The sequence below is a fragment of the Arthrobacter crystallopoietes genome, from assembly GCF_002849715.1.
In the GTDB taxonomy this organism is placed as follows: domain Bacteria; phylum Actinomycetota; class Actinomycetes; order Actinomycetales; family Micrococcaceae; genus Crystallibacter; species Crystallibacter crystallopoietes.
In genome coordinates this window covers 3,354,670-3,367,275 of record NZ_CP018863.1, presented here as the reverse complement: position 1 = coordinate 3,367,275, position 12,606 = coordinate 3,354,670, and the positions used below count along the sequence as shown (strand labels likewise).

Sequence of the window (12,606 nt, the reverse complement as noted above, 5' to 3'; positions counted from 1 at the left end):
CCGGACCGTATCCCAAGATGACGAAGACATCCGCGGCAGGAACGTCAAGGCCAGAGACGGCGAGGAACTTGGCGAAGTCGACGACCTCCTGGTCGACCCACGGAGAACAAAGTACGCTTCCTGGTGGTCGCTTCCGGAGGGTTCCTCGGGCTGGGCCAGACAAAGTCCTTCATTCCCATTGAAGCCGTGTCCGGCATCAGTGCCGATGAAGTCCGTATCGACCAGGCCAAAGACAAGATAGCAGGTGCGCCCACCTACGATCCCGACATTGTCGAGGAACGCGGCTACTACGAGGATCTCTACGGCTATACGCCCTACTGGGCGCCCGGGTACATCTACCCTGCCTACTCCTATCCCCCGGTGAGGTGATAGGCGTCCCTACTCTGCATGCTCGCGCTCTTGGGCTCCGGAACGGCCGGATGAACAACGGATAGTGGGGCTGGTCAACAGACGGAAGCACGGCCTTGCCGGCCGCAATCCGAGGGAGAAGAAAATGGTCAACATCAACAAACCGCGTCCGGACGAACGCCGGGCTCAGGCAACGCCGGTGCAGAAAACCGCGCGGGTCGTCGCCATAGTCCTGGGCCTCCTGGGAATCCTTGGCTTCATCCCGGGCATTACCGCCGAGTACGGCCAGCTGGAGGTAACCGGTATCGGCACCGATGCCCTCCTCTTCGGGCTGCTGCCGGTCACCATTACGCACAATGTTTTGATGCTGCTGTTCGCTGCCGGCATTTTTGCTGCTGCCCAGCGCAGTGCCGGCGCGACAAAAGCCACCCTGATCGGGCTGGGGCTGTTCAATGTAGCTTGCGCGGCCTATGGACTCATCAACGTCAGGTACGGGTCTACCTTGTGGGTGCCCGCGGGCGAAGTGGACAACTGGTTCCATCTGGTGCTCGGCGCGGTCCTCTTCGGTCTCGGCCTGATCAGAGGTCCGAAGAACCTGGACCGCGAAAGGCGATGATCCAGGCGCTTCGAGCACGCGCAGGTGCCCTCAAGCCCTGACACTGGGATTCGCCGTTTAGCCTGGGAAGGCCGGGTCCAGCACCACCGGGGGTGGCTGTGCCGCCCAGCTGTGCCCCACGCGCGAGTAGACAGCATCCGGGGTCTGGACGTAAATGTTGTCCGGTCCATTGCCGGCGCTGATTTCTTCCATGCCGTCCAGCTCCCCCAGTTCCTCGGAGCTGCCGTCGAGCCCGAGCACGGCTGCCTCACTTCCGCCGGAGTCCAGGACCGCCACGGTTGTTTCGTCTGCCCATACTGCGCTGTCGGCGGCGACAGGGGAACGCAGTTCGTTAGGCTCGCTCAGCCGGAGCGGCGCCCCGTCCCCGTCCCGGACAATGCCCGCCAGCTGCACCTTGCCCTCCCCGCCTTCTTGCGTGATCAGCAGGGCGCGGGTTCCGTCGCGCGAAATCCTCAAGTCCGTCACTTCCACACCTGCCAGCCATTGTGCAGCGACCGGCGCTGCAGACCCGCCGCTCTGGTCCAGCGGAACCGCCGACACAGTGCCGCCGTGGCCGGATGCGGTCCAAACCCAGCCGAACGGGCCGATGCTCGGACCTGTCAGTTCCGCGCCGGCGACCACGTTCCTGACCGCTCCGTCCGCGCCGATCGTGAACAATCCGCCGTCGCCGAGGAAGGCGGCTTCGTCCCCGTTGGGAGCCAGTGCGGGTTCGCGCGGATTCAGCTGCGAGACCTTCGGCAGCTGCGTGTCCTGCACGGGAGCAGATCCTTCATAGAAGACCAGCTCGCCGTCGAGCACGGCAATCTGCCTGCTTCCGACCGCCGGATCCTTCACCGCCGGTTCGAATCCCGCTGCGGCCCTGTCGCCGATTTCGACATCGCGCTGGCCCACCGACATCCTGATGCTGCTCACCGTGTTCAACGGGCCGAGGGTCAGCTCCAACTGCTGCTGCATCCGTTGCCGGTCCAGGAAGGTAGTGCCGTCAAGGGCGTCGGACGTCAGGTCCACGCCGGCAACACCTGATTCGACCGGCACCGCCTGTTGCGCGAGCCGGGTGCCTTCCGGGAAGGCGCTCACCACCGCTTCGGCCAAATAAGGTGCGGGCCCTTCGAGCATCAATGTGGCCAGACTCGCCGCGACTCCCTGGCGGCTGGCCAGCCACCGGATGTCGGGGACGGCATAGCTGAAGGTGGGGTCGAAAAAATACGCGGTATATGCCTCGAACAGTACGGGGAAGTCCGAAGCGGAGACCATCGTCCCGTCCGGAATACCGGAGATGCGCCACTGGCCGTCCACCTGTTCGAGTTCCACCGGCACGGAACGCGTGGTCCCGGGATCCGCAGTTACCCTGATGCCGCGGGCGTCGATGACGGAGGCAACCTCGAAGTTCAGGACGTAGGCGTGCTCCCCGGCTGCCTTGGTGATCTTCACCCCGCCGTCGTACACCAGCGTCCGCTCGGTGGACCGCCATTCGCCAGCGAGCTTCGGGGCCATGAATTCCCGGGCCGTACCGTAATCATCCTGGGTCGCGGTACCCGCCAGCAGGAAACCTTCGATGACCTGCTCCGGTCCGGCACCAGGTTCGGGTCCCGGCGGATTGAACGTGTACTCCCCGACCGGAGCCCCTTCGGTCGGCGGTTCGATCCTATCTACCGGCCCCATTTCCGGAATGGAAGAACATCCTGCGAGGGCCAGTCCAAACAGCAACACGGCAGCCAGTGTCCTGAACGCTGAGCGCAAAACGATAATGTCCTTCCAAACAACGACGTCGGCCACTCGCCTCGGCAGTGGAAGGTCACCTCCCCGTGGGTAATCACCGGCAGTGGCCGGTCATCACACTAGCCGGTCAAACTTCAAGCGCACTCCAGGCCCGCTGGGAGGCGGCTGTACGCGTGCGATGTCGGTAAGGCTTATTGCAGGGTCAGGATTTTGTCCGTTCCCCGCGGGTGGGGTTCAGGTGTACAGCGTTCCCGGAGACGCGCTTTACGGCGTCGGAGGCTTCAAAGAAGTTGTTTCCAAACCCCTTTCCGTCCACCTCGACATAGCCCATTCGCAGCAGCCGTTCCCTGCGTTCTTCCGGCAGGTTCGCCTGGCCGCTCAGTGCAGTCGCCACGGCCTGGACGATGTTGGGGTCCCGCTCGGAGGTCTGCCCCTCGGCGGTGGTCGCCTCCGGATCACCGAACTTAACGGACTTCACCGTTCCAACTTTTTCACCGGATGCGTCGAAAACATCCATTCCCTCGCGCACGTCGCCTAAATCACTCATAGCAAGGACTCCCGCCGTTCATAAGCAGACTGATGGTTTGTTCAGCCCAGCGTAGTGCCAGCATGATGGCGCCGCCAGAGCCGGGAACACTAATGCCGGTTTTGCCTCGGGACCGAACGTTTTCATCGTCGGTGAGGACACCATGGTCCTCGCCGCCGGCATGACGGAAAACCTAGCAGAAGGTCGAATTCGAGCAGGAGCTGGTTGTCGTCGCCGAGGGGGTTCAGGAAATTTAGCCAGCCATGGTGATGATGGGCAGGCCACCGTCCGTTTCGAGGCGCGGACGCAACCAGATCCCGCTCGTTGTCCGTGTTCTCGGCCGCGTGTTCGTCGTCGTTCAGCGTGCCCTGCTTTCAGCCAGTGCCTTGAGCCGCTGGAGGCTTTGGGCCATGCCTCCGTGCATGACTGCCCGCCGGTTCTTGTTCTCCTTGCTGCCAGATTCGATGATCCACCAGCCGATCCGCGTGATCGGACGCACTACTTCGTAGGATTCAGTCACCCGCGTTCCAGATCCGTCCGGCTCGAACCGATAGCGCCAGACCAGGGTCCCGGCGAACGGTTCGGTCCGGGCGAACGCGAACTCCCGGCCCGGCTCCGCCGTGGTGATCACCGGCTTATTGTGCCAGCTGGCCCGCCCGACCGTATATTGCGGGCCTTGAACCTCGCACCGACCTTGGGCCCTGAAACGCCGCCAAGCCAGACGCATTCGGCAACCTCCGGACTGTATTCAGGTGTCCTGGTGACGTCCGCGACGATGGCGTAAACGGCCTCAGGAGCAACGTTAATGTACGTAATAAGCTCATCCCGGTCCAGAGTCTGCACAGCAAAGCTCCTTCATGAACAGCCCGCACCCCGGACGGGGCACTCGTGTGGTTCAGCATCCGCCTGCCGGGCGGTGCGGTCAAGGATTCCGGCAGCACAAAGCGGCGGCCCCAGTCAACTTGAACCGGAACCGCCGCCTGGTGTTGCCGCTGATGCTGCTTGGCAGAAGGGACTCTTACAGCGTGCCCTTGAGCACCCCTGGCTTCACGCCGCTGTTCGTGAAGCGCGTGCCGGCGTAGTAGTACAGAGCGCCCGTCGGCCTGGTAGCCAGCAGATCCGCCTTGTTGTCCGTGCCGGCGTCTCCGGGCCCGAGGATCCGGTTGTATTGCGACCAGCCGCTGTTGCCGATCTTTCGTTCCGCGGCAAACCAACCGCCCGAGGAGGCGGTGGTGCGTCCGGCCAGCAGCCACAGTGTTCCGTCAGGCTTGCGGGCCGTCAGGTCGCCGGTGCCGCCGTCGTCGTAATCGCCGACGGCGGTGAGGTGATCGTATTTGTTCCAGCCGGTGGCGATCCGGCTGCGCGCGGAAACCTTGCCCGTCCCGGTTCCCGGATAGAGCCACGCCGTGCCGTCCGGGCGCACGCCGATCAGGTCCTTCTTGCCATCCCGGTTCACGTCGCCGGCGCCCAGCAGCGTGTTGAACTGGTTCCAGCCGCTGGCGCCGATGCGGATCCGGGGCATGTAGCCTTCGCTGATGGAGTTGACCCTGCCGGTGCCCTTGTAGAGCCACAGCGAGCCGTCCGTTTCGCGGGCCAGCAGGTCGTTGGCGCCGTCCCGGTTGAAGTCGCCGACGCCGATAAGTGCGGTGTAGATCTGCCAGCCGGTGCCGATGCGCACCGCGGCGGCGTGCCCGCCCCTGCCGTTGCCGGCGGCGAACCACAGGGTGCCGTTGGACTTGCTGGCCACCAGGTCCGCCCTGCCGTCGCCGTTGAAATCGCCCGGCGTCGCCACCAGGTTGTAGGCGTTCCAGCCCGTTCCGGCGGCCAGGCGCGGCAGCATGCCGGAGCTGTCCTGCATCTGGGTGCCGGCATAGAAACGTAGCGACTTGTCCGGGTAGATGCCCAGGACGTCCGGCATCCGGTCGCCGTTGTTGTCGCCCGCGCCGAGGACCTGGCTGAACTTCTGCCAGCCGCTGGAGCCGACCTTCTGCGGCACGCCGAACGAGGCATTCATGGCCGCCTTCCGGCCGGTCCCCCGGTACAGCCACAGCGTGCCGTCCGCTTTGACCGCAAGGACATCCGCTTTGCCGTCGCCGGAGTAGTCGCCCGGAGCAACGAGCTTGGTGTAGTTCCAGCCCGCAGCCACCTGGACCCGGGAGCCGGTCTTCCCGGTGCTCAGGCCGGGGTAGAACCATACGGTTCCGTCAGCGCGCGTGGCCAGCAGGTCTCCGCGCCGGTCCCCGTTCAGGTCGCCGGCCGCAATGACCTCGGTGAACTGGTTCCAGCCGCTCGAGCCGACCTTGACCCTGGGCTTGAAGGCCTGGCTGCCACCCGCGCCGGTGCCCTGGTAGAGCCAGAGCGAGCCGTCCCGGTGGCGGGCCAGCAGATCAGGGTAAGCATCGCCGTCGTAATTCCCGGCGCCGATCAGCTTGTTGTAGATGTACCAGCCGCCGCCGATCTTCACGGCATTGCCGTAGCCGCCGGCCCCGTTGCCGGGGTAGTACCAAAGGCTGCCGTCGGTGCGGCGCGAGACCATGTCGGTCTTGCCGTCACGGTTCAGGTCGCCGGGGATAGCACTGGTGACGGTGTAATCGCCGGCCGGCTTCGGCGCCACGGCCGGTGCCGGGGCGCTCACGCCGTTGGGGTACTTGGCGAAGGCGACGAGCTGCGCCTGCGTGCCGCGCCAGACGTTGGAGTCGCCCAGGAAGGGGCCGGATTCGCTGTACTGCCAGATATCGAAGCGGGTCCAGCCGGCGGGCAGCCACGGGTAGGTGACATTGCCGGTGGAGAAATGCGCGACGTGCAGCGGGTGGTCCTTGAAGGCGCTGCTGTAGCCCAGGCACTGGTTCCACCAGCTGCCGTTGGTGTAGATCGCCGGCACCCGGCCGGTCCGGGCCTTGATCTGGTTGGAGAAGTCGCGTACCCAGTTGACCAGCTGCGAGGGGCTCATGTTGTAGCAGGTGTTGCCCAGCTCCGGGTACGGGTTGAACTCGATGTCCAGCAGCGGCGGCAGCGTCCTGCCGTCGGCGGACCAGCCGCCGCCGTTGTTGACGAAGTAGTCCGCCTGGACCTTGCCGCTGGTGACGTTGGGAATGGCGAAGTGGTAGGCGCCGCGGATCATGCCCACCTTGTAAGAGCCGGAGTACTGGCCGCCAAAGCTGGGGTTCTTGTAGCTGGTCGCCTCGGTGGCCTTCACATAGGCGAAGCGGGCGCCGAGGTTCCATTCGGTCTGCCAGTTCACGCTCGGCTGCCAGCCGGAGACGTCCATGCCCTGGATGCCCGGGGCCCGCCAGTGGTTGCGGTTGGTGGCCGCGGCAATGGTGACGGCTGCCGTCCGCTCGATCTCGAGGACATCGAGCGTTTCGGCGAGCTCCTCCTGCGCGTCGTCCTGTTTGAGCTCCGCTTCGCGTTCCTGGCGCATCTCCAGGCCCTTGCCCATCTCGGCGCCGTGTTCGCCCTGCAGCTTCTCCAGCAGCGCGAGCTTCTGCGCCTGGGTCAGCTTGTCCACGTCCACCTCGACGGGCTTGTCCGCCGCGGGGGCGCCCGCATCTTCGGCGGGTTCGGTGGCGGTCTGCTCCGGCTCGGGGACCGCCGGCGCTTCAACAGCCGGCGCTTCCGACGGCTCGTCGGCGGGATCGGCGGCGGGGATTTCCACCGGTGCGGCGTCTTCCGCCGGTTCCGCTGGCTCGAGTATGTCCGGCAGCGTTTGCGGTTTGGCCAAGCCGGTTTCAACCGACGACGGCGGTGCCTGGGTTTCGGTTGGTTCGGTCACCGTGACGGCCGGGGCGGGGAGGGACTCGGCCGCAGCTGCCGGCTGCATGACGAGCACTCCGGCAACGCTGATGGTCAGGGCGGTGGCGCCGGAGACAGCACGCTGCCAGGCCTTCCGCAAGGTCAATCGTTTATATAAAGGGCCGCAGGCAGGCGGGCGCGAATGAACAATGTTCACAGGTAACTCCAGATAGCGAGACTTGGTGCACCGCCCCAATCCGAGACACGCGGCGCCGAATAAGAGTAACCGATTCACCACTCGCTTGGGTTACGGTTTGATCACGCTCGCGCGGCTGACTGGCGCCCCGGGGCATTGTGGCTTGTCAGGGGCTGCAAGGTATTCCCAAGGTGATCCAAGTAACTTTTCACCTGACCACTGCAACCCATGCCGGCCGCCGGCTGAAAGACAGGTTCATGAGCTACGCGACGAATCCCCTCGCTTATCCGCGCCGCCGCGATATCCGCCTCGGTACCGCCGATCCCGTTCCGCCCACCGGCATGTTGGCGGTCCCGCTGGTCAAAGCGCCCTCGGGCATCCCGCTGCCCATGCGCCGGGATTTGCGGACGGGCCCGCGGCTCCGGCAGGCCCGGACCATCACCGCAGCATTCGCCGTCGCAGCATGTGTGGGAGCTCTTTGGCTGCTGCTGGCCCGGTAGCCGCCGGCCGAAGAATTGCCCTGGCCGCGGACTAGGGCCGGATGAATCAGGCAATTGGGGGAAGCAAATGCCGTATAGCCGTGGGGATGGACCGTACCCTCCGCCCGCTGAAAACATCAGCCGCAGGATCACCGGGACACCGGAGGGCCTGCGCAGTTCCGCGTCCGGACGCATCCCGCAGTGGGCGCGGGACGAGGCCCTGGGGCAGGGACCGGCCCCGGCGGGCTGGCGGACTCCCCCGGCGCCCGCTGCTTCCCCCGTTTCCACCCGCACGCGGCGCCGCGCTCGACGCCGCAGGAACCACGGTGGCATCCCCAGGAACCGCCGGTACCCTCTCTGGCTGACCACCGCGGTGTCCATCACCGTTGTCGGCGCCCTGCTGCTGGCCCCGGCCATGGGGAGCCGGGTGCTCAACGCCCTACCCGGGTTTTTGGCGGCAGCCGAGATGCCGCCGTCGGGCGTTGAAGCTGCGGACGCGCCGCTTGGCACGCCGCCGGCCGCCACCGGATCGGATCAGTACCGGTTCCTCGAATTCGACGGGCTGGACCAGCCCTTCGTCGCCTTCGACCCCTGCCGGCCGATCCACTATGTGGTCCGCGCGGAGGGCGCACCGGCCGGAGGAGCGGAAATGATCGAGGAGGCCGTCGGCATTGTCTCGGCGGCTTCCGGGCTGCAGTTCATTAACGACGGCGCAACCACCGAGGCGCCGCAGTCCCGCCGGCCGAAGTACCAACCGGACCGCTACGGTGAGCGCTGGGCACCGGTACTCATTGCCTGGTCAACGCCCGCGGACAATCCGGACCTGGACGGCGACACCATCGGCCTGGGCGGCAGCTCCCCCGTGGGCCTCGAGGGCGAAACCATGGTTTATGTCACCGGGCAGGTGGAGCTGGACGGCCCGCAGATGCGCGAGGTGCTGCAGTACCCCGGCGGCTGGGAAGGTGCACGGTCCGTCGTCGTGCATGAACTGGGCCACGTCCTGGGGCTGGACCACGTGGATGATCCGGGCCAGCTGATGTACGCGGGCGGGAACTCGCAGACACAACTCGGCGACGGGGACCGTGCCGGCCTCGCCCTCCTCGGCCAAGGGGAATGTGTCCCCGAGCTTTGACGCAAACACCAACGGCAACACTTCCGTTTTATAGGAAGCGCCGCCGTCGGCTTCATTCAGCGGGAGCTGTTAGACGCCCACGCCGAATACGAATGGTACGAGAGTCATCAGGACGACCGGAATCATGACGATGCTGACGATATTGAGCCAGATTCCGCCCCGAACCATGCTCTTGATGGAAACTCCACCGGCGGCGAAGGCCACAGCGTTGGACGGCGTGCCAACCGGAAGCATGTAAGCGCCGGAAACTGCGAGGGTGACCGTGATGGCCATGACCAGCGGATCAATACCCACCCCGACGCCCACGGAGGCCATGATCGGCATGAATGCCGCGGCGGTTGCCGTGTTGCTGGTCATCTCCGTGATTGCCAGCAGGATAATGACGATGATCAGAATCAAGATGATGGGCGGTACGTCCGCCAGGCCCGACACGCTGTTACCGATCCACTCGCTCAGTCCCGTGGCTGTTACCTGTGCGGACAAGGACAAGCCACCGCCGAAGAGCAGCAGCAGGCCCCAGGGAACTTCCTTCGTCGCGGACCACTCGAGCAAGGGGCCGTTCTTGGGCTTATCGCCAGGAACCACAAAGACAAGCAGCGCGGCGAGAACAGCGATGGAGGTGTCATTGAAGTTCGCTGCGAAAGGAACCGCCGTAGCAACGGCCGGGATTTTGGCGATGAACGGCAGGAAGATCCAGCAGAAAGCGGCGCCGGCAAAGATTGCGATAACGCGCTTCTCCTGGCTGGTCAGCCCGCCCAGTTTGCGCAGCTCCTCGCGCATGATTTCCTTGCCGCCGGGAATTTCGTCGACCTCAGAGCGGAAGACGATCTTCGTTAGCACAAGCCACGCCGTTGCCAACATGAACGCCGCAAAAGGTACGCCGACCAGCATCCACTGGCCGAAACCAACGGTGATCTCGTAATTGTCCGCAAGGTATGCCTTCATCAGAGCCATCGGAGGCTGGCCAATCAATGTGCCCATGGAGCCGATGGTCACTGCGTACGCAATGCCCAGCAGCATGGAAGCAGCAAGCTTGGGCGTCACTTTGGAATTTTCCAGAGAGTTGATCAACGCGAGGATGGCGCCGCCAATGGGAACCATAATGACAGCTGTCGCTGTGTTGCTCACCCACATTGTGATCAGGGCGCTGGCGAGCATCAAACCGAAGACAATCTGGCTCGGCCTGGTACCCACCGCCAAAATGATCAGCAGAGCCACGCGGCGGTGCAGGTTCCATCGTTGGGTCGCCAGCCCAAGGATCACGCCGCCCAGAACCAGGTAGATGACGTTATTGGCATACGGAGCAGCCGCCGCTCCAATGTCTGCAACACCGGTAATCGGAAACAAGACCAACGGCAACAGTGAAGTTACTTCCAGCGGAACAGCTTCGGTCATCCACCATGTGGCCATGAGAATTCCGATTGCGGCAACACCTCGGGCCTGCAAAGACAGGCTGTCCGGTAACAGGAAAAATGCCGCTACGGCCAGCATCAAGCCGGCCACAACAATCGGCCACTTGATCTTCGTGACCTTGGCGGCCAGCGGCGAGACTGGCGCCTCTACCGCATCATGTTCTCTTACGGCGGTCATACTTCACTCCTTGGGGAAGCCCCTTGGAAACTGTCTTCAGGACAGCAGGAGCTCAAGAAAAATTTGAAGCGCCGACTACTGCGGCGCAAGTCACATCGATCTACCGTAGAGGAAGGATTGCCAGCTGAGAAATACCTAAAGCACATTGATTGGTAGGATCCACATATAAGTTGTGGTGGGGCCTAACAATCTCGAGCCGGTCGGGAAATAAAAACGAGAATAAGCTGCCCGTGTTCAGTCCGTTTCAGGACCGTCGCAGTAGGGGCAGCGGCCGGAGCCGAAACCGCAGGCGTCCGGAAACGCCTCTGCGGCGATGCCGTTGGTTGAATCGAGTGTGAGCTTGGTCGGTGTGTCTTCGAGAACAGTGTGGGTCATTGCCAGTCCTTAGATGCGGCTTCTCGTCCTGCAGCCGGGAGGGTCCAGATGCGGTGCCGCGGCAGGGTCTGCTGCCGCGGCACCGTTCGGTTCCAGGACGTCAGGGCAAGAGGTCGGTCGAGGCCCTGGACCTGCACTCCCCGGACGGAGTGCGGACCGGTCTTCCGGCTGAGGATTGCGGTCTTGGTCACAGACTATGGGACGCGGCGGCACCCCGTCAGTGTGCAATAGCACAGGATCCGAGAGGAGTCTGTGTGCTGCCGGACTAGGAGTCGGCCGGCCGAAAGGCGGAATGCCCGGCGGCGCCGCGGTCGTTTGTCGGTGTCTCCGAAATGGACTGGGCCGTTGGCACGGGCCCTCTCCCGCTTGTGCGGGATTGATTAGCAGAAGTTGATAAGGCTGTTCCATGCCCCTCGGCGTCGAAGATTACGTTCTGCCCTGCCTCGCTGCGGACCGGTCTGGGCTGGGCGCCGGGGCGGCGGCCGGTGAGGACCAGAGTGCGGAGCCAGCCGGTGGCCGCGGCGACGACTGCTTCCAGGGGACCCTTGCCGACGGCGTTGCGCCAGAGGACGCCGGCGAGGAGGAAGAGGATGCATTGGATGGTGATAGCAATGACCGGACGTTCCGGGTCGAGAACGTCGCTGGCAAGGATAATCACGTGAGCGGAGTAGAGGGTCAGAGTCATGGAACCCGCCGCCGCCAAAGGGACTGGTAATCCTGCCTAGGTGCGGGACGAGGAGGAGTATGACGCCGAGGACGGCGAGTGAGGTTCCAAGGGTGCTGAGGATGGTGACGGGGGTTGACGTGTGGGGGGCGAGAATCGCCAGCCACCAGCCGGTGGTGGCCGGCAGCGCGTCCGCCGCCTCCGCTTCACCGAGGCTCATAAACTGGTTAATCTGTGCCCTGTCCAGCAGCGGTGTTGCGGCGACGAGCCGCTCGTAGCCTCCGCCCGGACCCAGCAGAAGTGCAGACAGGACCCACATGGAGGCAGCCAGCGAGGTCCCCGCAGCGAGGTGGACGGCGCCGACCTTCCGGCACGTCAAGTCCAAGCGGCCGACCGCGAGCCCCACGCAGATGTAAGCGAGCCAGGGCAGGGCGGGATAGTTCCCCGTGAACAGCATGTCGGTGAGGAACGTTCCCGGGTTGGCACCGGCCAGGGCGAAGGTGTACTCGGCGTCGAGGCGTGGCATGTCCGGCCACCACGCACGGACCAGTTGCATCGCCACTGGGCCGAGCACCGCGAAGACGGCCGCCAGGGCGAGCAGGGTCCGCCTGCCCAGGCCCAGCAGCGGGATGGCCAGCAGAAAGAGGATCCCGTAGTAGGCCAGGATGATCTCTACCGAGGTTTCCGTCGGGCCCAGCAGCAGGCCTATCGCGATGATCATCAGGCCGCGCAGGGCAAGGGCGGTCCGAGTCGCGGTCATCGCACGGCCCGAGGGAGGCCGTCTGCCCCCGGACTGCAAGGTGATGGAGATCCCGGCGATCAGCACGAAGAGGGCCGCCGCCCGCCCCCCGAACAGAGTCGAAACGAACTGGGGTGTCGCCTTCGGTGGGCAGGATGTTCAGGACCACGATCCCGATGAGGGCAACGCCGCGGGCAACGTCGACGCCGACCACTCGCGGCGAGCTTCCCGACCCAGGCGTCTGTGATTGGCCCGGGAGTGGTGCGTGAACGGTACGAGAGGGCATGGCAGATTCCTTCCTTGATGCTCGCGGGCCTGACAGACACAGACACCACGACGGAACGAATCCGTCCCTTGGTGGTAGCGCCGCGCCGCCGGTACAAGACAACGTGCCGACCCGTTATTTTTGCGTTACAGACAGGGCCGGCGTGGAACGGACGGATAAAATGGCGGAACAAGTGGCACAGTGCGCGCTCCGGCTCAGCGGAAC

At 64.7% G+C, this 12,606-nt stretch carries 12 protein-coding genes; 4 read left to right on the top strand and 8 right to left on the bottom strand.

All coding sequences use genetic code 11. From position 1 onward, the window contains the following. Positions 1-123 precede the first annotated feature (123 nt). Positions 124-369, top strand: a complete 246-nt coding sequence (locus AC20117_RS23955; RefSeq protein ID WP_236777335.1) for a hypothetical protein — start codon at positions 124-126, stop codon at positions 367-369. A gap of 124 nt (positions 370-493) precedes the next feature. Further along, positions 494-964, top strand: a complete 471-nt coding sequence (locus AC20117_RS15705; RefSeq protein ID WP_074702798.1) for a DUF4383 domain-containing protein — start codon at positions 494-496, stop codon at positions 962-964. 57 nt (positions 965-1,021) lie between these two features. Here AC20117_RS15705 and AC20117_RS15700 read toward each other — a convergent pair whose 3' ends face one another. The 5 genes from AC20117_RS15700 to AC20117_RS15685 all read right to left on the bottom strand — a co-directional run bounded on the left by AC20117_RS15700 (position 1,022) and on the right by AC20117_RS15685 (position 7,107). Further along, positions 1,022-2,674 carry an LpqB family beta-propeller domain-containing protein gene (locus tag AC20117_RS15700; protein ID WP_158300480.1) on the bottom strand — a complete coding sequence of 551 codons (1,653 nt, stop codon included), beginning with the start codon at positions 2,672-2,674 and terminating at the stop codon, positions 1,022-1,024. Positions 2,675-2,885: 211 nt separating this feature from the next. After that, positions 2,886-3,230 carry a PRC-barrel domain-containing protein gene (locus AC20117_RS15695; RefSeq protein ID WP_139186712.1) on the bottom strand — a complete coding sequence of 115 codons (345 nt, stop codon included), beginning with the start codon at positions 3,228-3,230 and terminating at the stop codon, positions 2,886-2,888. A 337-nt stretch (positions 3,231-3,567) separates the two neighbouring features. Further along, positions 3,568-3,840 (bottom strand): SRPBCC family protein, encoded by a 273-nt coding sequence (locus AC20117_RS24370; protein ID WP_244520178.1) that lies wholly within the window; start codon positions 3,838-3,840, stop codon positions 3,568-3,570. Continuing rightward, positions 3,837-4,052, bottom strand: a complete 216-nt coding sequence (locus AC20117_RS24365; RefSeq protein ID WP_244520179.1) for an SRPBCC family protein — start codon at positions 4,050-4,052, stop codon at positions 3,837-3,839. The genes AC20117_RS24370 and AC20117_RS24365 overlap by 4 nt, the downstream gene beginning before the upstream one ends. Before the next feature lie 175 nt (positions 4,053-4,227). Further along, positions 4,228-7,107 (bottom strand): GH25 family lysozyme, encoded by a 2,880-nt coding sequence (locus AC20117_RS15685; RefSeq protein ID WP_335644191.1) that lies wholly within the window; start codon positions 7,105-7,107, stop codon positions 4,228-4,230. 221 nt (positions 7,108-7,328) lie between these two features. Here AC20117_RS15685 and AC20117_RS15680 point away from each other — a divergent pair, with 221 nt between their 5' ends. Then, on the top strand, positions 7,329-7,637 hold the full coding sequence (locus AC20117_RS15680; RefSeq protein WP_074698767.1) for a hypothetical protein: 309 nt from the start codon (positions 7,329-7,331) through the stop codon (positions 7,635-7,637). A 67-nt stretch (positions 7,638-7,704) separates the two neighbouring features. Then, positions 7,705-8,748, top strand: coding sequence for a matrixin family metalloprotease (locus AC20117_RS15675; RefSeq protein ID WP_083339490.1), 1,044 nt, complete (start codon positions 7,705-7,707; stop codon positions 8,746-8,748). A 69-nt stretch (positions 8,749-8,817) separates the two neighbouring features. On the opposite strand, the gene AC20117_RS15670 is transcribed toward AC20117_RS15675, so the two are convergent. From AC20117_RS15670 to AC20117_RS15665, 3 genes are all read right to left on the bottom strand, one after another. Beyond that, complete coding sequence (locus AC20117_RS15670) at positions 8,818-10,338, bottom strand: SLC13 family permease (RefSeq protein ID WP_083339491.1); 1,521 nt, start codon at positions 10,336-10,338, stop codon at positions 8,818-8,820. A gap of 234 nt (positions 10,339-10,572) precedes the next feature. Further along, entirely contained in the window at positions 10,573-10,713 is a 141-nt protein-coding gene (locus tag AC20117_RS23375; protein ID WP_158300479.1) for a hypothetical protein, read from the bottom strand. Positions 10,714-11,093: 380 nt separating this feature from the next. Beyond that, the gene (locus AC20117_RS15665) at positions 11,094-12,203 is read right to left on the bottom strand and encodes a heparan-alpha-glucosaminide N-acetyltransferase domain-containing protein (protein ID WP_074698770.1); all 1,110 of its coding nucleotides are present in this window, start codon (positions 12,201-12,203) and stop codon (positions 11,094-11,096) included. Positions 12,204-12,606 lie beyond the last annotated feature (403 nt).

Bases quoted from the DNA above. Each gene is read 5' to 3' on its own strand.
- AC20117_RS15705 (WP_074702798.1), top strand. From the start codon at position 494: ATGGTCAACATCAACAAACCGCGTCCGGACGAACGCCGGGCTCAGGCA.
- AC20117_RS15695 (WP_139186712.1), bottom strand. From the start codon at position 3,230: ATGAGTGATTTAGGCGACGTGCGCGAGGGAATGGATGTTTTCGACGCA.
- AC20117_RS15675 (WP_083339490.1), top strand. From the start codon at position 7,705: ATGCCGTATAGCCGTGGGGATGGACCGTACCCTCCGCCCGCTGAAAAC.
- AC20117_RS15670 (WP_083339491.1), bottom strand. From the start codon at position 10,338: ATGACCGCCGTAAGAGAACATGATGCGGTAGAGGCGCCAGTCTCGCCG.
- AC20117_RS23375 (WP_158300479.1), bottom strand. From the start codon at position 10,713: ATGACCCACACTGTTCTCGAAGACACACCGACCAAGCTCACACTCGAT.